Annotated in this window: 20 protein-coding genes; 11 read left to right on the forward strand and 9 right to left on the reverse strand. The window is 72.5% G+C overall.

Going from position 1 to position 24,740, the window contains the following annotated elements; genetic code table 11:
* Position 1: 1 nt before the first annotated feature.
* On the forward strand, positions 2 to 946 hold the full coding sequence (locus C229_RS0103250; protein WP_051108911.1) for an endonuclease/exonuclease/phosphatase family protein: 945 nt from the start codon (positions 2 to 4) through the stop codon (positions 944 to 946).
* A gap of 236 nt (positions 947 to 1,182) precedes the next feature.
* A complete protein-coding gene (locus C229_RS0103255; RefSeq protein ID WP_155884573.1) occupies positions 1,183 to 2,001 on the forward strand; it encodes a zinc metalloprotease in 819 nt (272 codons plus the stop codon).
* Here C229_RS0103255 and C229_RS0103260 read toward each other — a convergent pair.
* Positions 1,989 to 4,046 (reverse strand): AAA family ATPase, encoded by a 2,058-nt coding sequence (locus tag C229_RS0103260; protein ID WP_018653648.1) that lies wholly within the window; start codon positions 4,044 to 4,046, stop codon positions 1,989 to 1,991. The two genes, C229_RS0103255 and C229_RS0103260, sit on opposite strands and share 13 nt — an antisense overlap.
* 182 nt (positions 4,047 to 4,228) lie before the next feature.
* On the opposite strand from C229_RS0103260, the gene C229_RS0103265 reads away from it, so the two are divergent.
* Complete coding sequence (locus tag C229_RS0103265; protein ID WP_018653649.1) at positions 4,229 to 4,591, forward strand: hypothetical protein; 363 nt, start codon at positions 4,229 to 4,231, stop codon at positions 4,589 to 4,591.
* Positions 4,592 to 4,634: 43 nt separating this feature from the next.
* Here C229_RS0103265 and C229_RS0103270 read toward each other — a convergent pair whose 3' ends face one another.
* Together C229_RS0103270 and C229_RS0103275 are read right to left on the reverse strand one after the other, a co-directional pair.
* Entirely contained in the window at positions 4,635 to 6,386 is a 1,752-nt protein-coding gene (locus tag C229_RS0103270) for a GMC oxidoreductase (protein ID WP_018653650.1), read from the reverse strand.
* Between the two features lie 5 nt (positions 6,387 to 6,391).
* A complete protein-coding gene (locus C229_RS0103275) occupies positions 6,392 to 7,969 on the reverse strand; it encodes a succinic semialdehyde dehydrogenase (protein WP_026313405.1) in 1,578 nt (525 codons plus the stop codon).
* A gap of 204 nt (positions 7,970 to 8,173) precedes the next feature.
* Here C229_RS0103275 and C229_RS0103280 point away from each other — a divergent pair, with 204 nt between their 5' ends.
* Positions 8,174 to 8,698 (forward strand): TetR/AcrR family transcriptional regulator, encoded by a 525-nt coding sequence (locus C229_RS0103280; RefSeq protein ID WP_018653652.1) that lies wholly within the window; start codon positions 8,174 to 8,176, stop codon positions 8,696 to 8,698.
* On the opposite strand, the gene C229_RS0103285 is transcribed toward C229_RS0103280, so the two are convergent.
* The 3 genes from C229_RS0103285 to C229_RS0103295 form a co-directional block, all read right to left on the reverse strand.
* Positions 8,653 to 10,059 carry a phospholipase D-like domain-containing protein gene (locus C229_RS0103285; protein ID WP_018653653.1) on the reverse strand — a complete coding sequence of 469 codons (1,407 nt, stop codon included), beginning with the start codon at positions 10,057 to 10,059 and terminating at the stop codon, positions 8,653 to 8,655. The genes C229_RS0103280 and C229_RS0103285 overlap by 46 nt on opposite strands.
* A gap of 180 nt (positions 10,060 to 10,239) precedes the next feature.
* A complete protein-coding gene (locus C229_RS0103290; protein ID WP_155884574.1) occupies positions 10,240 to 11,676 on the reverse strand; it encodes a phospholipase D-like domain-containing protein in 1,437 nt (478 codons plus the stop codon).
* A gap of 235 nt (positions 11,677 to 11,911) precedes the next feature.
* Complete coding sequence (locus C229_RS0103295) at positions 11,912 to 13,651, reverse strand: glycerol-3-phosphate dehydrogenase/oxidase (protein ID WP_033423905.1); 1,740 nt, start codon at positions 13,649 to 13,651, stop codon at positions 11,912 to 11,914.
* 217 nt (positions 13,652 to 13,868) lie between these two features.
* Between C229_RS0103295 and C229_RS34830 the strand changes: the two genes are divergently transcribed.
* The 4 genes from C229_RS34830 to C229_RS0103320 all read left to right on the forward strand — a co-directional run bounded on the left by C229_RS34830 (position 13,869) and on the right by C229_RS0103320 (position 18,896).
* Positions 13,869 to 15,635, forward strand: coding sequence for a serine/threonine-protein kinase (locus C229_RS34830; protein WP_051108854.1), 1,767 nt, complete (start codon positions 13,869 to 13,871; stop codon positions 15,633 to 15,635).
* 218 nt (positions 15,636 to 15,853) lie between these two features.
* Positions 15,854 to 16,750, forward strand: a complete 897-nt coding sequence (locus C229_RS29245; RefSeq protein WP_018653656.1) for a helix-turn-helix domain-containing protein — start codon at positions 15,854 to 15,856, stop codon at positions 16,748 to 16,750.
* A gap of 65 nt (positions 16,751 to 16,815) precedes the next feature.
* Positions 16,816 to 18,045: a DUF6421 family protein gene (locus C229_RS0103315; protein WP_155884575.1), complete on the forward strand. Its 1,230-nt coding sequence runs from the start codon at positions 16,816 to 16,818 to the stop codon at positions 18,043 to 18,045.
* Positions 18,042 to 18,896 (forward strand): bifunctional 5,10-methylenetetrahydrofolate dehydrogenase/5,10-methenyltetrahydrofolate cyclohydrolase, encoded by an 855-nt coding sequence (locus C229_RS0103320; protein WP_018653659.1) that lies wholly within the window; start codon positions 18,042 to 18,044, stop codon positions 18,894 to 18,896. Before C229_RS0103315 ends, C229_RS0103320 begins: the two co-directional genes overlap by 4 nt.
* Positions 18,897 to 18,970: 74 nt before the next feature.
* Here the strand turns inward: C229_RS0103320 and pcrA are convergent, their stop codons facing one another.
* Complete coding sequence (gene pcrA / locus C229_RS0103325; protein WP_155884576.1) at positions 18,971 to 21,241, reverse strand: DNA helicase PcrA; 2,271 nt, start codon at positions 21,239 to 21,241, stop codon at positions 18,971 to 18,973.
* A gap of 93 nt (positions 21,242 to 21,334) precedes the next feature.
* Between pcrA and C229_RS0103330 the strand changes: the two genes are divergently transcribed.
* Complete coding sequence (locus C229_RS0103330) at positions 21,335 to 22,057, forward strand: PIG-L deacetylase family protein (RefSeq protein ID WP_018653661.1); 723 nt, start codon at positions 21,335 to 21,337, stop codon at positions 22,055 to 22,057.
* Between the two features lie 92 nt (positions 22,058 to 22,149).
* The gene (locus C229_RS0103335; RefSeq protein ID WP_018653662.1) at positions 22,150 to 22,608 is read left to right on the forward strand and encodes an SRPBCC family protein; all 459 of its coding nucleotides are present in this window, start codon (positions 22,150 to 22,152) and stop codon (positions 22,606 to 22,608) included.
* Here C229_RS0103335 and C229_RS0103340 read toward each other — a convergent pair.
* Positions 22,605 to 23,114 (reverse strand): AAA family ATPase, encoded by a 510-nt coding sequence (locus C229_RS0103340; protein ID WP_018653663.1) that lies wholly within the window; start codon positions 23,112 to 23,114, stop codon positions 22,605 to 22,607. The two genes, C229_RS0103335 and C229_RS0103340, sit on opposite strands and share 4 nt — an antisense overlap.
* 76 nt (positions 23,115 to 23,190) lie before the next feature.
* On the opposite strand from C229_RS0103340, the gene C229_RS0103345 reads away from it, so the two are divergent.
* On the forward strand, positions 23,191 to 24,111 hold the full coding sequence (locus C229_RS0103345) for a TIGR03564 family F420-dependent LLM class oxidoreductase (RefSeq protein WP_026313407.1): 921 nt from the start codon (positions 23,191 to 23,193) through the stop codon (positions 24,109 to 24,111).
* On the opposite strand, the gene C229_RS0103350 is transcribed toward C229_RS0103345, so the two are convergent.
* Entirely contained in the window at positions 24,108 to 24,737 is a 630-nt protein-coding gene (locus C229_RS0103350) for a LuxR C-terminal-related transcriptional regulator (protein WP_051108912.1), read from the reverse strand. The genes C229_RS0103345 and C229_RS0103350 overlap by 4 nt on opposite strands.
* Between the last annotated feature and the right edge of the window lie 3 nt (positions 24,738 to 24,740).

Genomic DNA, 24,740 nt, shown 5'->3' on the forward strand with positions numbered 1-24,740 from the left:
GGTGCTCGCGGCGGCGGCGCTGCTGCTCGGCCTCGGCCTGCTGCTGCACCGGCAGATCCCCAACCGGATCGGCAACCTCGGCAGCCTCGTGGAGACCTTTCTGCCCTGGTCGGGCCTGTTCGTCCCGCCGCTCCTGGCCGCCGCGCTCTGGCGCCGCTCCGCCGCCGCGCTGACCGCGCTGCTGCTCCCGGTCGCGGTCTGGCTGTCCCTCTTCGGCGGGCTGCTCCCCGACAAGTCCCGTCCGGGCGGCGACCTGGCCCTCGCCGTCCACAACGTCGGCGCCGCCAACCCCGACCCGTCCGGCACCGCCCGCGCGCTCGCCGCCTCCGGCGCCGACGTCCTGGCGCTGGCGGAGCTGACCCCGGACGCCCGGGGCGCGTACGAGAAGGAGCTGGCGAGGACGTACCCGCACCACACGGTCCAGGGCACGGTCGGCCTCTGGAGCCGGCTGCCCCTGTCGGACACCCGCGCGGTCGACACCGCGATGGACTACGGCCCCCTGGCGGCCACCAGGCCCGCCCGCGTCAGGCTGTCCTACAACCGGGCGCTCCGCACGACGGTGACCACGGCCCGCGGACCCCTGGCCGTCTACGTGGCCCATCTGGGCTCCGCCCGCGTCAACCCCCGCGCGGGCTTCTGGACGGACTCGCGCGACCGCAACGCCCAGGCGCTCGCCCGGGCCGTCGCCGCCGAGAGGAACGACCGCATGGTCCTCCTCGGGGACCTGAACGGCACCCTGGACGACCGCGCCTTCGCGGGCCTCACGTCCCGCCTCCGCCCGGCCCACGACGCGGCGGGCTCCGGCTTCGGGTTCACGTGGCCCGCGCGCTTCCCGATCGCCCGCATCGACCACGTCCTCGTGCGCGGCGTGCGGCCGACGTCCTCCCGCGTCCTGCCCGCCACCGCCAGCGACCATCTCCCGGTATTCGCCCGCATCGGCTGGTAGTGCCGTACTCCAGACAGTGGCCTCGGGGTGAGGTGAAGGTGGCGGATCGGGTGGAGACCGCTCGCGGACGGGTGGCGTTCTGATACGAATTGGTCACCGTGTGTGGCCGTCCCCGTCTTTCCGCTGCCTGGAGTGTCGTGAGAGTTCTCGTCGCCGTTCTCGTCGCTTGTGTGCTCGTGGTCCCGTCCGGCGGGATCGCGCCGGGTGAGAGGCGGGAGGCCGCGGCGGCGGGGAACATGCGGGCCGCGGGATGCGGCGGGGCCGCCCTGCGTGTCGCGGACGGCGCGCGGCCCGGCGTCGAGCGGAACGAGCTGACGCCACTCCAAGCGGCCGGGGTCGAGCGGGAACTCGACGGGCTGACGCGCCGGTTGCCGCCGGGACAGCGGCGCACCGGGAAGCTGTCCGTGCCGGTGTACGTGCACGTCCTGCACGACGGGCGCGGCGGGCCGTCCGACGCGGCCGTCAAACGGCAGATCGCGGCGTTGAACGCGGCCTACGGGGGACGCCGGGGCGGAGCCGACACCGGCGTCGCGTTCCGGCTCGTCAAGACGACCCGCACCCGGAACGCCGCCTGGTACCGCGACGCCGAACGCTACGAGCGCACGTTCAAGCGGCAGCTCCGCAAGGGCGGCGCCGGGACGCTCAACCTGTACACGGCGGGCATGGCCGACGACCTGCTCGGCTGGTCGTCGTTCCCGTGGCAGTACCGGTCCGAGCCGGTGCTGGACGGCGTCGTCATCCACGAGGGGACGCTGCCGGGCGGACGGGTCCGCAACTACGACCTCGGGTTCAGCGCCGTCCACGAGATCGGCCACTGGCTCGGGCTCTACCACACCTTCCAGGACGGCTGCGCGGGCCAGGGCGACCGCGTGGCCGACACCCCGCCGCAGCGCGACCCGACGCACGGCTGCCCCGGCGCCAAGGACACCTGCCGGGGCGGCGGCGCCGACCCGTTCCACAACTACATGGACTACAGCCACGACCGCTGCATGAGCGAGTTCACGTCGGGCCAGGCCGCGCGGCTCCGCAAGGTGTGGGCGGCCTACCGGGCCTGACGCCCGTACAGCTCCCACTGCCACAGCACCTCGACGATCCGGGCGAGCCCCGACGACAGGTGCCGCCGGTAGGTGCTGAGCGGAAGGCCGAGCACTTCGGCCGCGCGTTCCTGCGTCGGCGCGGGACGCAGGTAGGTGCGGTCCACGGCGCGGTGCGCGCGGTCGCCGCGCGGGTCGCCGGGGAGGGTGGCGGCGGCCGCGCGCAGCAGCGCGGCGAGGGCGTCGGCGACGGGCGCGGGCGCCGCGTCGCGGACGCTGCGGGACGCCGCGAGCGGGCTGGCGGTCAGCGCCGCCGGACGGTGCAGGTCGCGCAATGCCTGCCGGACGGCGGCGGCGAACTCCGGCCGCGACAGCGCCAGCAGCGGCGCCGGCGGCGCGACCGGCGGCGGGGGCGCGAAGTGCAGTTCGTTGTCGGCGATGAGGTCGGCCCAGGCGGCGACGCCGCCGCGCCGGAAGTCGCGGACGAACACGCGGTGCCGCCGCCCGCCGACGGTGAAGTCGGCGTCGTGCGCGCGCTGGAAGCCGCCGAACGCGAACAGGTCGGTGAGCCCGTCCACGTCGGTGTAGGCGGCGAGGAAGTCGTAGGTGAGGCGCGGCGCGGTGAAGCGGCGCTGGACGAACGCCGTCAGCAGCGGCGTCAGCGACACCGACGGGGCCTGGTGCGCCTCGCGGTCCACGAAGAAGCGGCTGGCGGCGGCGGTCTCGCCGGGGGCGGGCGGGCCGTTGCGGTGCAGGTAGGCGGTGAGGGCGGCGACGGCGGGGTCGGCGGCGCGGTCGGCGTCGGTGACGCGGGTGAGGTCGAGGCGGACGCCGAAGCCCGCCGGGGCGCCGTCCTTGGCGCGGACGACGACGAACGCGTCCGGCTGCCGTCCCGCCCAGTACTCGACGAGCCACGCGGCCGCCGCGTCCTCGTGCCGCGCGGTCATGGCGGCGAGGGCGGGGACGTCGGCGGGGCGGAGCCCGTCCACGCTGTGCGTGCCGTGGTGGGTGAAGTCGAGGAAGGCGCGGATGACGGGGTCGGCGCGGTGCAGGAACGTCAGCTCGGCGACGAGGCCCTGCTGTTCGGCGCCGCCCCGGGCGGCGATGCGGTCGAGCAGGTGGCCGCGCACGCGGCGGTGCACGCGGGTGTAGGCGGCGCGGTCGCGCCAGCGCAGGTCGGTGTCGAACACCTCGCGGGCGAGGTCGTGCGGGCGCAGCCCGCCGGACTCCTCTTCCACGAACGACAGCCGCCGCATCCACTCGAACAGCTCGCCCGCGTCCGGGTCGTCCAGGGCGGCGCGCAGCAGGTCCTCGGTGGTGAGCATCGCGTGGGCGCAGACCTCCAGCGCGTGCCGGTGCCGGGCGCTGGGCACCTCTTCCAGGAACCGGTCCAGGAGCCGCCGCACGACGTCGGGGGTGTCACCGAGGACGACCTTGTCGAGGTCGCCGGTGCCGGTGCACTGCGACAGGACGTCCGCGAGCAGCGCCAGGGCGAGCGGGTGGCCGTGCGTCGCGGCGAGGACGTCGCGGTGCAGCCGCTCGGGTACCTGTTCGGCGCGCAGGTAGGCGGTGGCGTCGGCGGGCGGGAGGTTGCGCAGCGGGACGACGTGCAGCAGCTCGCGCCAGCCCGGGTCGGCCGTCCACGCGGGGCCGGGCGGCTCGCGTCCGGCGACGACGACGAGCGTCCCGGCGGGCAGGCGGGGGACGACGTCCTGCCGGAACCGGTCGTCGAACGCGGCGAGCCGCTCGTAGGAGTCGACGAGCATGACGCGCCGCGCCGGTTCGCCGGACGATCCGGGCGGCGGGCCGAGGACGTCGCGCGGCGCCTCGGCGGCGCGGCCGTCGCGGTACCAGGCGGGGACGCCCTCCTCTTCAGCGAGGGCGGCGAACGCGTCGAGCAGCGCGGTCTTGCCGGTGCCGCCCGGTCCGTGCACGAAAAGGACCGAAAAGGGTGGTTCGGGAGCGCGCAGGGCTGCCCGGAAGAACGCGAGTTCGGCGGTGCGGCCGACGAAGCGGCGGCGCCGTGCGGCGCGCAGCCGGTCAGCGATGGTCTGACTCTCGTTCATGACAGCGCCGTTGCGAGCAGCCCCCATTCGTCTCAGCGTACTCGCGACCCTGACATTTCAGGGATGAATATCGGCTGAGCGGAAACCGGGCGAAAAGCGGTCTGGGAAGTGAGCGGCGGACCGGCGCATCCTGACGGAGACGGAGCCGGGACGGGCCCGGCTCCCCCACCCGAGGAGCACCAGTGCGCCTGAGGAAGCTCGCCGCGGGAACCGTCGTCGCCGGTTCGGCGCTCGCGCTGATCGCCGCGAACGCGCCGGCCGCGTCGGCGTCGGAGTACTTCGAGATCATCCGCTCGCACGGCAGCGTCGTCGGCCAGAAGTCGCTCACGCAGGTGACCGGCTCGGTCCTCGACAACGGCAACGACAGCCAGGCCACCCTGTTCACGATCACCTGGACGGGCACGGTCAGCGGCCAGCAGGTCGTCGACGTGGACGTCGTCCGCGTCGAGAACGGCCAGTGGAAGAACTTCAGCGAGTCCCCGGACTTCAACGGGGCCCCGTTCACCGCGACCAGCCAGGTCTTCACGCTGGGCACGTCGGTCTGACCGGAACCGGCCGGGGCGGTCGCCCGCCCCGGCCGGGCCGCCGTCAGGAGACGCCGACGATCGGCAGCCGCAGCGCGCCCGGCGCCGACGCCGGGACGACCGGGTTCTTCGGCGTCACCGGCTCGATCCGCCGGTAGCCGTCGTGCTGCGCGGGACGCGCGTCGGTCTCGCCCCGGTTCGGCCACAGCGACATGGCCCGCTCCGCCTGCGCGGTGATCGTCAGCGACGGGTTCACGCCGAGGTTCGCCGAGATCGCCGAACCGTCCACGACGTGCAGCCCCTCGTACCCGTACACGCGGTGGTACGGGTCGATGACGCCGGTCTCCGGCGAGTCACCGATCGCGCAGCCGCCGAGGAAGTGCGCCGTCAGCGGGATGTCGAACAGGTCGCCCCAGCCGCCGCCCGCGACCCCGCCGACCTCCTCGGCGAGCAGCCGGCTCGCCTCGTGGCCCTCGGGAATCCAGGTCGGGTTCGGCTCGCCGTGCCCGCGCCCGGCGCGGACGTCCCAGCCGAGCGGACCACGCTTGGGGTGCAGCGTGATCGAGTTGTCGCGGGTCTGCATGACGAGCGCGATCACCGACCGCTCCGACCAGCCCCGCACGTCCAGGAGCTGCACCAGTTCGCCGGGCTTGCGGGCGACGTGGCCGAGGAACTTGGCCCAGCGCGGCCGGTGCCGCTCCCCCGGCCGGGTGCCGTCCACCAGCAGCGTCTGGAGCATCGACATCAGGTTCGAGCCCTTGCCGTACCGGACGGGCTCGATGTGCGTCTCGGGGTTCGGGTGGAACGACGAGGTGATCGCGACGCCCCGGGAGAAGTCGCCGCCCTCCTTGCCGCTGCGCCGCCCCGCGCCGAGGATCGCCTCGGAGTTGGTGCGGGTCAGCGCGCCGAGCCGGTCCGACAGGCGCGGCAGGCGGCCCGTCACCTTGAGCTTGTGCAGCAGCTTCTGCGTACCGTACGTGCCCGCCGCGAAGATCACCTGGTTGGTGGTGAACGACTTGCGGTTGCGCCCGAACGACCCCGTCCGGACGATGTCGACGCGGTAGCCGCCCTCGGGCAGCGGCGTCACGGCCGTCACCCGGCTCAGCGGCATGATCCGCGCCCCGGCGCGCTCGGCCAGGTACAGGTAGTTCTCGGTCAGCATGTTCTTGCCGCCGTGGCGGCAGCCGACCATGCACTCGCCGCACTCGGTGCAGCCCTTGCGGCGCGGCCCGGCCCCGCCGAAGTACGGGTCGTCGGACTCGACGCCCGGCCCGTCACCGAAGAACACCCCGACGGGCGTCTTGACGAACGTGTCGCCCGCGCCCATCCGGTCCGCGACGCGCTTCATCATCTCGTCGGCGGGCGTGATCGTCGGGTTCTGCACCACGCCGAGCATCCGCCGGGCCTGGTCGTAGTACGGGGACAGCTCGTCCTGCCAGTCGGTGATGTGCGCCCACTGCCGGTCCTGGAAGAACGGCCTGGGCGGCACGTACAGCGTGTTGGCGTAGTTGATCGACCCGCCGCCCACGCCCGCCCCGGCCAGCACCATGACGCGGCTGGACTTCTCGCCCCGGATGACGTGGATGCGCTGCATGCCCGTCAGGCCCAGCGCGGGCGCCCAGATGTAGCGGGCGACGCGCCAGTTCGTCTTCGGCAGCTCCTTGTGCCGCTCGCCAGGGACGTCCTCGGTGCCGGTGTCGAAGCGGCGGCCCGCCTCGATGACGCCGACCTTGTAGCCCTTCTCCGTCAGCCGCAGCGCGGACACGCTGCCGCCGAACCCCGATCCGATGACCAGGACGTCGTACTGGTGACCCACCCCGGCTACCTCCGCAGCTTCTTCATCAGCGTGATGCTGCCCGACATGAGGTCGGCGAACTTCTCGTAGCTCAGCGAGCCGGGCGGCTCCAGGTCCATGAGGTGCTGGCTCGCGACCGTCTGCACCTCGGTGAACTTCAGCAGGCCCTCCGAGCCGTGCCGGCGGCCCACGCCCGACTGCTTGAAACCGCCCATCGGCGCGTCGTAGGACGCGAACGCGGCGCCGTAGCCGTCGTTGATGTTGACGGTGCCCGCCTGGATGCGGGCGGCGACGCGGCGGCCCTGCGCGACGTCGCGCGTCCACACCGAGGCGTTCAGGCCGTACTCGGTGTCGTTGGCGCGGTCGATGACCTCGTCCAGGTCGGTGTAGCGGTAGACGGACACGACCGGGCCGAACGTCTCGTTCGCGCACAGGTCCATGGCGGTCGTGACGTCGGAGAGGACGGTGGGCTCGAAGAAGAGCGGGCCGACGTCGGGCCGCGCCTTGCCGCCCGCCAGGACGGTCGCGCCCGCCGCGACGGCCTGCTCGACGTGCGCGGTGACGCCGTCGATCTGCCGCTGCGACGTCAGCGATCCCATGTCGGCGGAGAAGTCCAGCCCGGTGCCGAGCCGCATCTCGCGGGCGAGTTCCGCGAATCGGGGGACGAACCGGTCGTAGATGTCGGCGTGCACGTACAGGCGCTCGATCGAGATGCAGAGCTGCCCGGCGTTGGTGAAGCAGGCCCGCAGCGCGCCGCGCGCGGTGCGCTCGACGTCGGCGTCCGGCAGGACGATCATCGGGTTCTTGCCGCCCAGCTCCAGCGAGTAGTTCACCAGCCGGGGGGCGACGCGGGCGGCGACGGCCTTGCCGCCGCGCGTGGAGCCGGTGAAGGAGACGTAGTCGGCCTCGTCCATCAGCGGCCCGCCGATCTCCTGCGGCTCGCCGACGACGATCTGCCACAGGTCGCGCGGGAGCCCGAGGCTGATCAGCAGGTCCAGCACCCAGAGGCTCGACAGGCACGTCTGGGTGTCGGGCTTGTGGACGACGGCGTTGCCCGCCATCAGCGCGGGCGCGATGTCGGACGCGCCGAGCGAGAACGGGTAGTTCCACGGCGAGATGAGCGCGACGACGCCCTTGGGGTGGCGCAGCTCGGAGACGCGGGTGAGGCCGGGCATCATGCCCTGGCGGCGGCGCGGCTTGAGCAGCTTGCCGGCGCGGCGCGCGTAGTAGAGCGAGCAGAGGCCGACGTCGAGGAACTCCTCCAGCGCGTGCCGACGGGCCTTGCCGGTTTCGAGCTGGATGATGTCGAGGATCTCGTCGCGCCGGGCGACGAGCGCGTCGGCGAGCCGCAGGAACGGGCGGGCCCGCTCGGTGGGGGTCAGCTTGGCCCACTTCTCCTGCGCGACGCGGGCGCGCGCGTGCGCGGCGCGCACGTCGTCGGCGGACGACAGGGGGATCGTCGCCAGCGGCTCGCCGGTGAAGGGGGCGGGGATGGTCGCGGTCTCGGCGCCGCCGGAGGCGACATGCGACACCAGTCGCTCGACGGTGCCGGAGGGGAGGGAGAACTCCGTCGCGCCGTGGGTGGGGGCCGTCGAAGATGCCATGTACGCCAGGGTATGACCAGGTGCCCATACCTGGCTACCCGCTGGTAATGGGTTACTTCCCGTGACGTCACCCACCTTGACCGGCTTCGGCCCCTCGGCCTCTTACGGACCGTTCCATCCTTGGGAATCCCGGAACGACCATGCGGTCACGGTGTATGCCGGTGCGTAGAGCGCTCCCACCCCCGGCACGAGGAGACCCGAGCCATGACCGACGGCCGTCGCGACCGCCGCGAACGCACGCGCACCGCCCTGCTGTCCGCCGCCCGGCGGCTCTGGGCCGAGCGCGGCATCCACGGCGCCTCCCTCGACGACATCGCCGCCGCCGCCGGGCTCACCAAGGGCGCCGTCTACTCCAACTTCACCGGCAAGACCGACCTCGTCCTCGCCCTCATGGAGCACTGCGCCGCCTCCCCCGACGTGGCCGATCTCACCGACCGGCCCGACGACGCCCGGCTGCTCGCCATGCTGCTGGCCGAGTTCTGGCTGTACGGGATGCGCGACTACGCGGCGGGGTGGCGCGTCGCGGAGTCGTACGCCGAGCGCCGCACCCGCCTGGCCGGGGACGCCGCCGCCGACGCCCCCGGCGAGGCCACCGCCGAGGAACGCGCGGCGCTCGCGCTCGCGCTCGACTTCGGGCTCGCCGTCCAGCACCTGCTGGACCCCGACACCGTCCCCGCCGGGCTCTACGCCACCGGGCGGCGGCTCGTGCTCGGCGACTCGGTCGGCTGAGCCGGTTCGGCCCCGGAGACCTCCGGCGTCGGCGCGGGCTCGACGGGCGCCTCGGCGGGTGACCCGGCGGGCGCCTCAGCGGGCGACGGCGTCTCCTCCGGGGCGTCCGACACGGGCTCGGGCTCCTGCGACGCCTCGGACGGCTCGGGCTCCTCCGGGCTCGGCGTGACGGGCGGCGGCACCGGCGGGACGGGCGTGCCGACCTTGACCCGCCCGTTCGCGGCGGCGAACACCCGGCCGAAGTTGGCCAGGTAGGCGTTGAACGTCGCGGCGTTGTCGATCGTCAGCATCGCCTCGTCGTTGCTGCGCAGCGCGTCCCAGGTGTAGTTGTGGCTCCCGACGAACACCAGCCGCCGTTTCCGGCCCTCGAACAGGCCGTCGATCAGCAGGTACTTGGAGTGCGCCGCGTGCGCGTTGCGTCCCGTGAAGTACCGCGTCTGCGGCCCGGGACCGGTGCCCGCCCGCGCCAGGGCCTTCGAGGCGTTCGCGCCGAGGATTCCGGCGGCGATCCGCACGTCGCAGCCCCCGTGCCCGAGCGCCGACAACTGCTCCGCGATCGGGGCGCGGGTGAACAGGCCGCTCGTCACGCGCACCCGCGTGCCGCCCGCGCACGCCACCTTGCGCAGCGCGTCCAGGACCGGGTCGCCGCTCGCCTTGGGGAAGAAGCCGACCGAGACGCCCTGCGATGTGACCGTCCGCCAGTAGTTCTTGTTGGGCTTCTTGGCGGCCAGGTCCTGGAAGTAGCGGCGGTATCCCTTGTAGAGGGTGGCGTCGGTGCTGGTGTAGGCGTCGTTGAACCGGCTCGACATGGCGCCGGTGGCGTTGGCGGACGTCTGCACCACCACGTTCGCCGTGCCCCGCGTCTTGGAGAAGGCGTAGAACTTGTTGTGGTTCTTCGACCAGTCGTCCGGGTCGAGGCGGTCGGCGATGCAGCCGCGCCGCGCCGGGCAGAGCGTCACCCACGACGCCTTGGCCGTGCGGGTGCCGAGGCTCTTGACCAGCGTCTTGTAGACGTCGGCCTGCGCCTTCGGGCTGTCGCTGTCCAGGACGACGCGCACCCGGACGCCCCGGCCGTGCGCCTGGACGAGCGCCTTCGCCATCGCCGCCGTCCGCAGCCGGAACAGCGCCACGTCGATCGACGCGCCCTTGGGGGTGTCGGCGATGAGCCCCCGGACGTAGCGGTCGATGCTCTCGGCCTGCTTGGCGGTGCCGGTGGGCTGGTTGAACAGCGGCCCCTCGGGCACCTTGGGGCGTTTCTCGGCGAACGCCCCGATCGCCGGACTCAGCGCGGGCCGGGGCCGCACGCCCCCTGCGGCCGACACCGCCGGTCCCCCGAACCCCACTGCCAGCGCGGTGATCACGCCTCCTGCCACACGTCCACTCCGCCGCACCTCGACCCCCCTCGCCCCGGCGCCACGCTGCTGTCGTCCCCAAGATCACCCGGAAAATCACCCTCCGTCAGGTCACGACCCCGGAAATGCATGACGACCCCCGCGAGCGAAAAGCTCGCGGGGGTCGCCGGACGATCGGTCGGGCCGGGGTCAGTCCCCGGGGCCGGTGGGGTCGACGGCCTGGCCCAGCGGGCCGTCCTCGGGGGCCTCGCCGACGGGCGGCAGACCAGCCTCACGCTCGCGCGCGGGCTGCTCCTGCGCGCCGGGCGGCGTCGGCGCGGCCGGCGCGTTCGGCGCCGTGGGCAGTGCCGGGTTCGGGACCTCGTTCTCGACGCTGGGCGCGCCGTCGGACACCAGCGGCGGCTTGATCAGCGAGCCGACCTGGAGCCTGCCCTTCGCCGCGGCGAAGACCCGGGCGAAGTTGCCCGCGTACGCGTTGAACGTCGCGGCGTTGTCGATCGACAGCATCGCCTCGTCGTTGTTGCGCAGCGCGTCCCAGGTGTAGCTGTGGCTGCCGGTGACCACGAGGCGGCGCTTCTTGCCCGCGTACAGGCCGTCGATCAGCAGGTACTTGGAGTGGGCGGCCTGCACGTTGGCCCCGGCGAAGTACCGCACCTGCGGACCGTCGCCCTTGCCGGGCATGGTGAGCTTCTTGGCGACGGACTCACCGAGGCTGCCGCTGGCGATCTGCACGTCGCAGCCGTCGTGGTCCAGCTCGGACAGCTTGGCGGCGACCTTGTCGCGGGTGAACAGGCCGCTCGTCAGCCGGAGCTTCGTGCCGCCCGCGCAGTTCACCCGGCCCAGGATGTCGACGATCGGGTCACCGGCCGCCTTGGGGAAGAAGCTGGCCGTCGTGCCGCCCGAGGTGATCGTGCGCCAGTAGTCCTTGTTCGGCGTCTTCTTCGCCTGGTCGTAGAAGTAGCTGCGGAACGCGCCGTACAGCTTCGCGTCCGTGGTGGTGTAGGCGTCGTTGAACTGGTTGTACATGCCGCCGGTGGCGTTGCCCGACGTCTGCACCACGACGTTCTTGCTGTCGTAGGTCTGGGAGAAGACGTAGAACTTGTTGTGGTTCTTGGACCAGCTGTCGGGCTTGGACTTGTCGGCGATGCAGCCCCGGGTGGTGGGGCAGAGCGTCACCCAGGACGGCTTCGTCATGTCGGTGCCGAGCTGCTTGACCAGGTAGTCGTAGGTCTCGACCTTCTTCTTGAGGCTGTCGGTGTCCAGCACGACCCGGACCTTGACGCCCTTGCGGTGCGCCTCGACCAGCGCCGACGCCATGCCCTTGGTCTGGAGGCGGAACAGGGAGACGTTGATCTCCGCGCCCTTGGGGGTGTTCCGGATCAGCCGCTTCAGGTAGAGGTCGATGGCCCCGGCCTGCTCCAGCGTGCCCGTGGGCAGGTTGAACAGCGGACCGGACGGCACGTAGGTGCGCGGCTCCTGGAACGGCTTGGCCGCCGGCTGGAGTTGCAGCTTGGGCGGCTTCGGCTTGGTCGCGGCCGCCGCCGGCGTCGCCGCCGCGGCCAGTCCCGCCGATCCCACCACCAGTCCGGTGACCAGTCCCCCGACAACAAGCGCGATACGCCGCACTACGCCTCCATCACCTGCGGAACACCCGTTTCCCGCTGAGATGGTGGAGATTAGCAGTTATTTACTCTTGCAATGACTTGTCCCGCACCGGGCGCGTCACCACATCCGGCCACACTCGTCCGTATCCTCCACATTGGCGCGCCATGTCACGTTCATAGCCCGCTTCACATGCGACGATTCGCGCCACTCGGGCCTCTCACGGACACCCAGTGCGTAACAGGTCACATCCTCCCGATCAGGGCGCGGCCGTCGGGACGATGTCGGGCGCCCCGCGCCGCTTCGCGTCCGCCTCCAGGTCGTCGTCCTGCGACTGCGACAGCCGCTCGGCCTCGATCCGCTTGCGGTAGTACTCGATCTCCCGGTCGCGCTGCTTCTTCGACCAGCCCAGCACCGGCATCAGCAGGTCGGCCGCCTCGTGCGCGACGCCGACGCCCCGGTCCCACGTCTCGATCGAGATGCGCGTCCGGCGGGCCAGGACGTCGTTCAGGTGCCGGGCGCCCTCGTGCGTCGCCGCGTAGACGATCTCGGCGCGCAGGTAGTCGTCCGCGCCCTTGAGCGGCTTGGCCAGGTCGGGACGCTCCGCGATCAGCGCGAGCAGGTCGTCGACGAGCGTGCCGTAGCGGCGCAGCAGGTGCTCGATCCGCGCGACGTGCAGCGTCGACGTCCGCGCCAGCCGGTGCCGCGCGTTCCACATCGCCTGGAACCCCTCGCCGCCGACCAGCGCGACGCGGTCGGTGCAGGAGTCGGCGACCTTGCCGTCCAGGCCGTGCGCGACCGCGTCGATCGCGTCCTTGGCCATCACCCGGTACGTCGTGTACTTGCCGCCCGCGACCAGGACGAGGCCCGGCACCGGGTGCGCGACGACGTGCTCGCGCGACAGCTTCGACGTCTCCTCCCGCTCGCCGCGCAGCAGCGGCCGCAGCCCCGCGTACACGCCCTCGACGTCGTCGTGGGTGAGCGGCGTGTTCAGCACCGAGTTCACGTGCTCCAGCACGTAGTCGATGTCGGCGCGGGACGCGGCCGGGTGCGCGCGGTCCAGGTCCCACGCGGTGTCGGTCGTGCCGATGATCCAGTGCCGTCCCCACGGGATGACGAACAGCACCGACTTCTCGGTGCGCAGCAGCAGGCCCGTCGCCGAGTGGATGCGGTCCTTGGGGACGACGAGATGGATGCCCTTGGACGCCTTGACGTGGATCTGCCCGCGTCCGCCGACGAGCTGCTGGATGTCGTCGGTCCACACGCCGGTCGCGTTGACGACCTGCTTGGCGCGGACCTCGCTCTCGGTGCCGCTCTCCAGGTCGCGCACCCGCAGGCCGGTGACGCGCTCGCCCTCGCGCAGGAACCCGGTGCACTGGGTGCGCGAGGCGATCTGCGCGCCGTACTCGGCGGCCGTCCGCAGCGCCATCATGACGTAGCGGGCGTCGTCGACCTGGGCGTCCCAGACCTGGATGGCGCCCTTGAAGCTGTCCTTGCGCAGCGACGGCGCCAGCCTGAGCGCGCCCCGCCGCGTCAGGTGGCGGTGGTGCGGGACGCCGCGCGTGCTGCCCATCTGAAACGCGAGCGCGTCGTAGAGGGCGACGCCCGCGCCGAGGTAGCCGCGCTCCCAGACGCGGTGCGTCGTCGGGACGAGGAACGGCACCGGCCGCACCAGATGCGGCGCGATGCGCTGGAGCAGCAGCCCGCGTTCGGTCAGCGCCTCGCGCACCAGGTCGAAGTTGTACTGCTCCAGGTAGCGCAGGCCGCCGTGCACGAGCTTGGACGACCGCGACGACGTCCCGGACGCGAAGTCCCGTGCCTCCACGACCGCGACGCTGAGCCCCCGCGTCGCCGCGTCCAGCGCGGCGCCCGCGCCGACGATGCCGCCGCCGACCACGACGACGTCGAACTCCTCGCGTCCCATCCGCTCCAGTGCCGCCGCGCGTTCGGCAGGACCCAAGCGGGAGCTGCCGAGGCCGGTCACCGGTGATCCCGTCATCGTGTGTTTCCCCCTGAGCGACGTTGATTCCCCGGGGTTCCTACCCAAGAGTAGGGAGCCGTCCCCTCGATGAGGGCGGCGGCGTCGACGTGTGATGCGCCACTGCGCGGCCGCCCGGGTCAGGGGATCGCGGTGACCGTCCCCGGCCACAACGCCCCCGCCGGAACGCGCGGTTCGCCATGCTGGGGGCCGGAACGGACATCTGGGGGATCTCGGCATGACGGAGTGGCGCATCTCGGGCTTCGAGGAAGTGCGGGAGCTGGGGCGCGGGGCGCAGGGACGCGTGGCGCTGGCGCGGCACACCGAGCGGGGCACGGTCGTCGCGATCAAGTACCTGCCCGCCGCCGCGACCGACGAGGAGCGGGCCCGGTTCCGGCACGAGGCGCAGATGCTCGGGCAGGTGCGGAGCCCGCACGTCACGCGGCTGTACCGGCTGGTGGAGAGCGAGCACGGGTCGGCGCTGGTCATGGAGGCGGTGAACGGGGTGCCGCTGAAGGACGTGCTGGCGCGGCACGGGGCGCTGTCGCCGGAGGCGGCGCTGACCGTCCTCAAGGGGTCGCTGCTCGGGCTCGCGGCCGCGCACGCCGCCGGGGTCGTGCACCGCGACTACAAGCCCGCCAACGTCGTCGTCCCCGTCGACGGCCGCAGCAAGCTCATCGACTTCGGCATCGCGACGCCCGCCGGGGCCGCGTCGGGCGCGGGGACGCCGTACTACATGGCACCCGAGCAGTGGAACCGCGAACCCGCGACCCCCGCGACGGACGTGTACGCCGCCACCTGCGTCTTCTTCGAGTGCGTGACGGGACGCCGGCCGTACGAGGGGTCGGGCGTGTCCGCGCTCATGGCGCTGCACGGCTCCGCCGAGATCCCCGTCGCGGACGTGCCGGAGCCGCTGCGCGCGCTCGTCGCGCACGGGATGGCGAAGAACGCGGCGGACCGTCCGCCGGGCGCGGTCGCGTTCCTCACCGACCTGGAGGAGACGGCCCGCCGCGCGTACGGCGCGAACTGGGAGGAGACGGGCTACCGCGCGATGGCCGTCGCGGCGGCGGCGCTCGCGGCGCTGTTCCCCCTCGCCGCCCTCGCCGGATCGACGGGCACCGCCGCCGGAGCGGGCGCGGCGGCGTCCGGGACGTCGGCGGGCACCGGCGTCCTCGCCCAGATCGGCGGGGCGAAGGCGATCACGGCGGCGGTCGTCGGCACCGCCGTCGTCACCGGCGGCGGCGTGGCGGCGTACCAGGCGGCCCAGGGCGACGACGCGCCGCGCGCGGCGACGGCCGCACCGGTGGTCGCGCTGCGGTCCGCGACGCGGTCGCTCACCGACCCCGAGACCGGCCTCATCGTGGACGGCGCCCAGTACGTCACCGTCAGCGGCCTCACCACACCCGCCGTCGCCCGCCAGGTCGACGCGGCGCTCCGGCGGCCCGTGGACGACGCCATCACCCGGTACCGCGAGCACGCGCGCGGGCAGGGGCCCGACTTCATCCGGCTCCAGAAGGAGTCGGCGCGGGACTCGCCCGGCCGGATGATCCTGCGGATCAGCACCGAGATCGGGCTGCGCGGGCCCCGGCTCGTCTCGGTGGGCTACATGGTGGACGACCCCATCAACGCCGGGGGCGGCTCGTGGCCGCGTCCGGTGGTGGTGACGGTCGATCTCACCACCGGGCGCACGCTTCCCGCCGCGGACGTGCTGCGCCCCGGCGTCCTGACCAAGGCGGGGATCAAGCGGATGTCACCGCTCGTCCCGCCGATCAAGTACGACCGGCACATCCACCTGGACGACCCCGACTACTGCCGTCCCAGCCTCGACGGCTACGCCACGCCGGAGGCGCGCGCGGCGCTGCCCGTCCTGCTGACGCCGTCCGGCGCCCGGTTCGGCTTCGGTTCGCGGAACGAGTGCGCTTACAAGGGATGGTCGACCCCGGTGCCCTACGCGAAACTCGACGCCTTCCTCCGCCCGGAGACGGTCGCGCTCACCCGCCCCTGAAATACCGGAATTGAGGAACGCCGCACCCTGTCCGTTTTGCAGCGAATAAGCCTCCATTACCGCGATGGAACCGAATGTGGCCTCAGCACGCGGGATTCCAGTTCTGGAATAATCCTCCGCCATTGACCCACCGGGCGCCACCATTTAACGTCACTGCTGACATGACGGCGAACCGGGGGACGTGACATGCGGCGGGCGGGTGGATATCCGCGCTTTGAATGCGCACGGGGATTCACCTTCCGCGCGCCCGCGAGGTCCCGGCCCGCACCGTAGTGCTCGAACCCGACGAGATGGGCGCCCACTGGGAGGACGTGGGCCGCGCCCTGCGCGAGCTGCGCCGCCGCGCCGGTCTCACCGGCGACCGTCTGGCGTTCCACAGCGGAATCAGCCAGAGCAAGATCTCGAAGATCGAGAACGCCCGGGTCACCGCCAGCCCGACCGACCTCGAACGCCTCCTCGACGCGCTGCACGCGGACGCCCGGGAGCGCGAGAGGGTGTTCACGCTCGCGCGCCTGGCGAACACCGAGTACGAGAGCCTGCGCTCGGAACTGAAGCGCGGCCTGCACCACAAGCAGCGGGAACTCGCCGCGTTCGAGGCGCGCACCGAGACGCTCCGCTGCTTTCTCCCGGCCATGCTCACCGGACTTCTCCAGACCCCCGACTACGCGCGCGCGAGCCTGGCGGCGTTCCCCGGAGACGTCGCGGACGTGACGCGCCGGCGCATCGCCCGCCAGGCGATCCTCGACCACCCCGGCAAGCGCTTCTCGTTCCTGGTCACCGAGCAGTCCGTGCGGTGGCCGCTGTGCGGCCCGGCGGCCATGCGCGAACAGATCGCCCGGATACTGGCCCTGAGCACGCGGCCCAACGTGTCCCTCGGCGTCATCCCGAACGGCCTGCCGCTGATCAGCGACGGCCCGATGAACACGTTCACCGTCTACGACGAGAGACTGGCGACGGCGGAGTTGTTCAGCGGAACCCTCCTCATGCGCGACCCGAAGGACATCGCCCACCATCTCTCACTTTTCCACTTCTTCGCCAAGCATGCGGCCTATGGCGAGTCGGCGCACCGAATCCTGACCGCCGTACGGAACTCTTTTATTCCGGCACAAGAATGATCTTGACGCGGCGCGGGAGCGACCTACACTGCAAGTGACATTTCCTCGCAGCGGGAGAGGCGCACGTGGCCCAGATCGACGAATTCCGCGCCGCGCGCCAATCCGGAGGCGACGTCGCCCACGCCTTCAACCGCAGAGTCCTCCCCCACGTCGCACGATTCCGGCGACTCCAGGCACCGGACGGCGGCGTCGTCGGCGATCCGGACGCCGCACGCCGCGCCCTGGACGCGGTGGCGGCGGGCCTGCGCGACGTCGCGCACCGGTTCCCCGGCGTCCGGGGAACCGGCGAGGCACTGACGGACCTCTCCGCCTGGCGCGACGCCGGGCTCGACCGCAGCCCCGATTTCCAGGCGACGCAACGGCACTGGACGCCGCCAGCGCCGGGCGAGCCCGCCGTCTTCGCGGCACCGGTACGGACGCCCAACAGCGCGGGACCGCGCGGCTACCACCTCGAAGCACTGCTGCTCGAAGGGATCGCACCGCGCCTGTCACCGCCCCTCGCCGCGGCGCTCGGGAGCCACCGCTGGACCTGCGGCTTCGCGTCCGCTCTGGCCGCCTCGGAGGGGTACACGCGCGGCCAGTGCGCCGTGCTCTTCGCGGAGAACGTCGCGACGGCGACGATCCCGGCCCGGCAGTCGTTCGCGGTGTTCCTCGTCGACCGCTTCCCCCGGCTCTACGCCGGGCACACGGCCCGCGTGTGCGACCGGCTCGTCCATCCGAGCGACCGCCCGGTGACCCATCTGGCGTCCGGCGACCTGGCGGCGCTGCGCTGTGCGTGGCTCGCCGTGCACGACACGTTCCACAACGTCGGCGACCGGCCGCACCGCGTCAATCTCCGCTCGAAGACACGCACGCTCGACGCGATCGCCGACGAGGTCAAAGCCGACAGCGCGGCGTTCCTGGCCTTCCGGCGGGCCGGCGCCGGGGACGAGGCCGTCGCCCGGGTCATGCTGCTCGACAGGCTGCTGCGGCTGGCCCTCGATCCCCGCACCAGGACCGGCGTGGACGCCCGCGTCGGACGGGCCTTCTTCAACGTCCTCTGGCGGGAGGAGGCGATCCGCGCACGCGGCGGAGCGCTGCGCTTCGACTGGGCGAGGATCGCCGCCGTCCTGGAGGACGTCCACGCCAGCATCGTCGAGCTGGAGTCTTTCGCCGACGACGTCGTCTACAGCCGGCAACTCGGCCGGATCGCCGGTCACCGGCTGAGCGTCGTTCCCTTCTCCGCCGACGATCCGTTCGCCACGGTCGTCGAGCGGCGTTTTCTGGAGTCGATCGAGTTCGGGGGGACCGCATGACCGCACGACTGCTCGACGGAGAGGCCGCCGCGGCCGCGGTGCGGGAGTCGCTGGTGGAACGGATCGGGGCGCTGCGGGAACGCGGTGTCGTCCCCGGGCTCATGACGATCCTGGTGGGCGACGACGAGCCGTCCAAGAAGTACATCGCGATGAAGCACCGGGACTGCGCCGCCGTGGGGATCGACTCCTACGACCTGCACCTTCCGGGCAGGCCGTCCCAGGACGAGGTCGACGACACCGTGCGGCGGGCCAACGACGACCCGCGCGTCCACGCGTGCCTCATCCAGTACCCGTTTCCCCGCGGGCTCGACTACGAGGCGGCCATTCTGCGGCTGAATCCGGAGAAGGACGCCGACGGGCTGCACCCCGTCAACCTCGGCAAGCTCGTCATGGGCGCCGACGCCCCCCGCGCCTGCACTCCCCTCGGAATCCAGCGGCTGCTGGCGCACCACGGCATTCCCGTCGCGGGAAGGAACGTCGTCATCGTCGGGCGCGGGCTGACGATCGGACGTCCGCTGGCCGACCTGCTGACCCTCAAGGAGGACGGCGCGAACGCGGCCGTCACCGTCGTCCACACCGGTGTGCCCGACCTCGCCCGGCACACCCGGCGGGCCGACGTCCTGGTCGTCGCGGCGGGCTCGGCCGGGCTGGTGACCGCCGACATGGTCGCCGCCGGGGCCGTCGTCGTCTCGGCGGGCGTGTCGTTCGAGAACGGCAGGCTCGTCCCGGACGTCACCGACGACGTCGCGGACGTCGCCGCCTGGATCACCCCCCGCATCGGCGGCGTCGGCCCGATGACCCGCATCATGCTGCTGTCCAACACCGTGACCGCCGCCGAGAACACCGCCTGACCCGCAGGCCCCCGGACGAAACCCCGGTGCTCACGGAGGGGGGAGCACCGGGGTTTCCCGGCGTCTTCGAGGGTTCAGAGCTTCTCGACCGGGGCGTAGCGCAGGACGAGGCGCTTGACGCCGTACTCACCGCCGAAGTCGACGCTGGCGGCGGCCTTCTCGCCCGCGCCGTCGACGGAGACGACCGTGCCGAGGCCGAACGCGTCGTGGGTGACCTTGTCACCGGCGCTGAGGGTGGGGACGGCGCGGTTGCCCGGCGAGCGGACGCCCGGCCGGACGGCCATCGAGGCCATCGCCGGGGACGTCGTGGAGCCCTCGCGCTCCCACTCGATGAGGTTCGCGGGGATCTCGCCCAGGAAACGCGACGGCGGGTTCACCTGCGGAGCGCCCCACGAACTGCGCATCGTCGCGCGGCTCACGTAGAGGCGCTGCCGGGCGCGGGTGATGCCGACATAGGCGAGGCGGCGTTCCTCCTCCAGTTCCTTCGGGTTGCTCATGGCGCGAAGGTGCGGGAAGACGCCGTCCTCCATGCCGGTGAGGAACACGACGGGGAACTCCAGCCCCTTCGCCGTGTGCAGCGTCATCAGCGTGACGACGCCCTGGTCGGTCTCGGCGGGCTGCTCGCCCGGCGGGACGGGGGCGCCGTTCTTCGCGCCGCCGGGAATGGAGTCGGCGTCAGCGACCAGGGCCACCTGCTCCAGGAAGTCGACCAGGCGACCTTCGGCCGATTCGCCCGTTTCGTCACCGATTCGCGCCTCGAATTCCCTGGCGACCGACTCGAACTCCTGCAAGTTCTCGATGCGGGTCTCGTCCTGCGGGTCCTTGGACGCCTGGAGTTCGGCCAGATAGCCGCTCTTGACGAGAATGCTCTCGACCAGGTCGGCCGGGGTGAGGGTCTGCGCCGCCTCGCCCAGCTCGTCCAGCAGCGCCACGAACTGCCGCACCGCGTTGATCGACCGCGTCGCCATGCCCGGAACGTCCTCCGGGGTGCGCAGCGCCTGCCAGAACGAGACGCGCTCGCGGGACGCGTACGCCTCGACGCACGCCTCGGCGCGGTCACCGATGCCGCGCTTGGGCACGTTGATGATGCGGCGCAGGCTGACGGTGTCCTCGGGGTTGGCCAGCACGCGCAGGTAGGCCAGCAGGTCGCGGACCTCCTTGCGCTCGTAGAACCGCACGCCGCCGACGACCTTGTACGGCAGGCCGACCCGGATGAAGACCTCTTCGAAGACACGCGACTGCGCGTTCGTCCGGTAGAAGATCGCGACGTCGCCGGGGCGCGCGTCGCCCGCGTCGGTCAGCTTGTCGACCTCGGACGCGACGTGCGCCGCCTCGTCGTGCTCGTTGTCGGCCACGTAGCCGATGATCTGGTCACCGGCGCCCTGGTCGGACCAGAGCCGCTTGGGCTTGCGGTCGGCGTTGCGCTCGATCACCGCGTTGGCCGCCGACAGGATCGTCTGCGTGGAGCGGTAGTTCTGCTCCAGGAGAATCGTCGTGGCGTCGGTGTAGTCGCGCTCGAACTCCAGGATGTTGCGGATCGTCGCGCCGCGGAACGCGTAGATCGACTGGTCGGCGTCACCGACGACGCACAGCTCCGCCGGGCCGAGCCCCTCGACCGGCGCGGTCAGCTCGCGGACCAGCTCGTACTGGGCGTGGTTGGTGTCCTGGTACTCGTCGACGAGGACGTGCCGGAACCGGCGCCGGTAGTGCTCGGCGGCCTCCGGGAACACCTGGAGCAGGTTGACCGTCATCATGATGAGGTCGTCGAAGTCCATGGCGCCGGCCTGCTGGAGGCGCGCCTGGTACATCTCGTACGCCTCCGCGAGCGTCTGCTCCATGTGGGTGGAGGCGCGCGCCTTGAACGTCTCGTAGTCGATCAGCTCGTTCTTCAGGTTCGACACCTGCGCGCTGAACGACTTGGGCGGATACCGCTTGGGGTCCAGGTCGAGTTCGCGGCAGACCAGCGCCATGAGGCGCTGCGCGTCGGCCTGGTCGTAGATGGAGAAGCTCGTCGGGAAGCCGAGCCGCTTGGCCTCGCGGCGCAGGATGCGCACGCACGCCGAGTGGAACGTCATCACCCACATCGCGCGCGAGCGCGGCCCGACGAGCGCGTCGACGCGCTCCTTCATCTCCGCCGCGGCCTTGTTGGTGAAGGTGATCGCGAGGATCTGACCCGGGTGCACGTCGCGTTCCCCGAGCAGGTGGGCGATGCGGTGGGTGAGCACGCGCGTCTTGCCCGAACCCGCTCCCGCGACGATGAGCAGAGGCGTGCCGGCATGCTCGACGGCGGCGCGCTGCTGCGGGTTGAGGCCGTCCAGCAAGGGGTGTACTTCGGTCTTCGACATCACGTGCGAGTCTACGGTGCGCCACCGACGAATTCGGTCCGTTCGCGTCCGGCGGGCGTCGTACCCGGCGCTTAGGCTGGTCGCGTGACGACAGTGCTGGACGACAGCGACCTCTCCCGCGTCCTCGTGGTGATGGCCCACCCCGACGACGTCGACTTCGGCGCGGCGGGCACCGTCGCGGGCTGGACCGACCGCGGCCTGGAGGTCGTGTACCTCATCGTGACCGACGGCGAGGCCGGCGGCATGGACGACGTCGTCGACCGCGCCGAGGTGGCCGAGGTGCGGCGCGCGGAGCAGCGCGCGGCGGCCGAGGTCGTCGGCGTGCACGACGTCCGGTTCCTCGGCCTGCCCGACGGCCGGATCGAGCCGACGCTCGACCTGCGCCGCACGATCGCCCGGGTGATCCGGCAGGTGCGCCCGCAGCGGGTGCTGCTGCCCAGCCCCGACCGCGACTACGCGCGGATCGCGCCGAGCCACCCCGACCACCGCGCGGTCGGGTCGGCGGGGCTCGACGCCGTCTACCCCGACGCCCGCAACCCGCACGCGTTCCCCGAACTGCTCGCCGCCGAGGGCCTGGAGCCGTGGGCGGCGCCGGAGGTGTGGCTGACGGGCGGCCCGGAGGTGAACCACGTCGTCGACGTCACCGCCCGCTTCGACCGCAAGATCGCGGCGTTGCGCGCGCACGCGAGCCAGACGGCGGGCATGGGCGACCGGCTGCCGGAGATGATGCGCGCGTGGCTGACGGCGAACGCGGGACGCGCGGGACTGCCGGATGGTGCGCTGGCGGAGTCGTTCCAGGTCGTCCCGACGGCGTGAGCGGTGTCGCGGCGTGCACTTCGGCGGTCACGCCTTGTCGGGACGCGGGGGGATCGTTACCGTTCGCCAGACCTGATCCCCCGGGAGCCCACATGCCGCTGACTTTCGAGACCACCGCGATCACCACCGCTCCGGCCGAGCAGATCTTCAAACATCTGGCCGTCGCGGAGGCGTGGAACGAGTGGGGCCCGTTCCCGACCCGGTCGCGGCGCGAACGCGCGGGCGCCGAACGCCTCAACGGCGTCGGCGCGATCCGCAAGATCCCGCCCGCGCGCGAGGAGGTCGTGGCGTACGAGCCGTCGTCCCACTACGCCTACATCGCGCTGTCGGGGCTGCCGGTGCGCTCCTACCGCGCCGACGTCCGGCTGGAGCCGCGCGCGGGCAACACCCAGATCCGCTGGTCGGCCGAGTTCGAGCCCCGGTTCCCGGGCACCGGCGCGCTGACGCGTTTCGCCGTCCGCGCGCTGCTGACGTCGCTCGCCCGGCGGCTGGCCCGGCACGTCGAGCGCTGCGAGCCGGGCTGCCCGGCGCGGCTGCCGGACGTCGTCTAGGACGTCGCGGCCAGGATGCGGTCGACGGTGGCGTCCACGGTGAGGTCCGAGGTGTCGAGCCAGAGCCCGATGCGGGGCGTGGCGCGCAGCGCCGCGTCGAGGTCGGAGACGGTGAAGTCGCGGTAGGCCGTCTTGGGCCGGGCGGCCTCGCGGGCGGCGACCGTCGCCGGTTCCGGTGCCAGCACGACGACGTGCAGCGGCCGGGTGCGCAGGTGCTCGATCGTGTACGGCAGGAACTCCCCGAGCAGGACGTCCTGGACGACCGGCGTGAAGCCCTCGGCGGCGTATTCGTCCGCCGCCCGCGCGGCGAGGCGGTGCCGGAGGCGGAGCTGCGCGAGGGCGTCCGGGGACGGGTCGGGGCCCATCTCGACGCGGCCGTTGACGACGAACCGGCGGAAAACGTCTCCGCGTACGTGCACCGAGCGGGGCAGCCGCTCCGCCAGTGCCTGCGCGACCGTGGATTTCCCGGCGGCGGGCACTCCGGTGATCAGATAGACGGCGTTCATAACGCCCAGCATGACGGACCGAAAATCGCTGCGGGAAAGCGGGAATAGACGCAAAGATCGTCGGGTTCGGGCGGGCATGACCTTCGGAGTGGTGATCGCCCCCGGGAATGCCGGGAATGCCGTGGAAAGCACCATTGAGCAGGCCAAACTCGCCAAGGCGGCCGGAATCGGCTCGGTCTGGTTCTCGCAGCAGTTCGCCTACGACGCCATCGGCCTCGCCGCCCTCGTCGGACGGGAGGTGCCGGGGCTCGGCGTCGGCACCGCCGCCGTGCCGATCTTCGCGCGGCATCCGCTGGTCGTCGCGTCGCAGGCGCAGACGGCGCAGGCCGCGACCGGCGGACGGTTCCAGCTCGGGCTCGGGCTCGGCGTCCGCGACGTCGTCGAACCCGTCTTCGGCGTCTCACACCGGCGCCCCGCCGCCCACCTGCGCGAGTTCCTCACCGCGCTGCGCGCGCTGGAGGGCGAGGCGCCCGCCTACGAGGGCGAGTCGATCGTCGCGGCGCCGCAGATGCCGGTCACGTTGCCGGGCGCGCCGACCGCGCCGCTGCTCGTCGCCGCGATGGGCCCGCGCACGCTCGCCGTCACCGGCGAACTGGCCGACGGGACGCTGCCGTTCCTGGCCGGGCCGCGCGCGCTCGGCGAGCACATCGTCCCGCCGCTGACGCGGGCCGCGCAGGCCGCCGGACGCCCCGCGCCGCGCGTCGTCGTGAACGTCCCCGCCGTCGTCACCGGCGACGTGGACGCCGCCCGCAAGGCCGCCGCGCAGGGGTTCGGGTTCTTCGACGAGATCCCGTCGTACCGGCGCGTCATCGAACTGGAGGGCGCCGACAGCGCCGCCGACCTCGTCGTCGCCGGAGACGAGGACGTGCTGCGCGCCGCCGCGCGGAGCTACTTCGACGCGGGCGCCACCGAGATCGTCTTCACCGCCACCGACCTCCTCGGCTCCGCCGGACGCGACCGCACCTGGCGCGCCATCGCCGCGCTGGACGCGCCCTAGACCAGGCGCCGGGCCGCCGCCCAGCGGGAGAGTTCGTGCCGGTTGGAGAGCTGAAGCTTGCGCAGGACGCTGGAGACGTGCGTCTCGACCGTCTTGACCGAGATGAACAGCTCTTTGGCGATCTCCTTGTACGCGTAGCCGCGTGCGATGAGGCGCAGCACGTCGCGCTCCCGCTGGGTGATCTGGTCGAGTTCGGGATCGACGGCGGGCACGTCGCTCGCCGCGAACGCGTCCAGCACGAACCCGGCCAGCCGGGGCGAGAACACCGCGTCGCCGTCCGCGACGCGGGCTACGGCGTCGGTCAGCTCCGGGCCGGAGATCGTCTTGGTGACGTAGCCGCGGGCGCCGCCGCGCACGACGCCGATGACGTCCTCGGCGGCGTCCGACACCGACAGCGCCAGGAACCGCGACGGGACGGTGCCGTGCAGGCGGCGCAGCACCTCGATGCCGCCGCCGCCCGGCAGGTGCACGTCCAGCAGGACGACGTCGGGCTTGGCGGCCTTGATGACGGTGACGGCCTCGTCCACGTCGCCCGCCTCGCCGACGATCTCAATGGACGGGCCCAGCTCCGCCTTCACGCCGGTGCGGAACATCTGATGGTCGTCGACCAGGACCACCCGGTTCATGCG

Origin of the sequence: Actinomadura flavalba DSM 45200 (assembly GCF_000374305.1) — a bacterium.
GTDB lineage: Bacteria > Actinomycetota > Actinomycetes > Streptosporangiales > Streptosporangiaceae > Spirillospora > Spirillospora flavalba.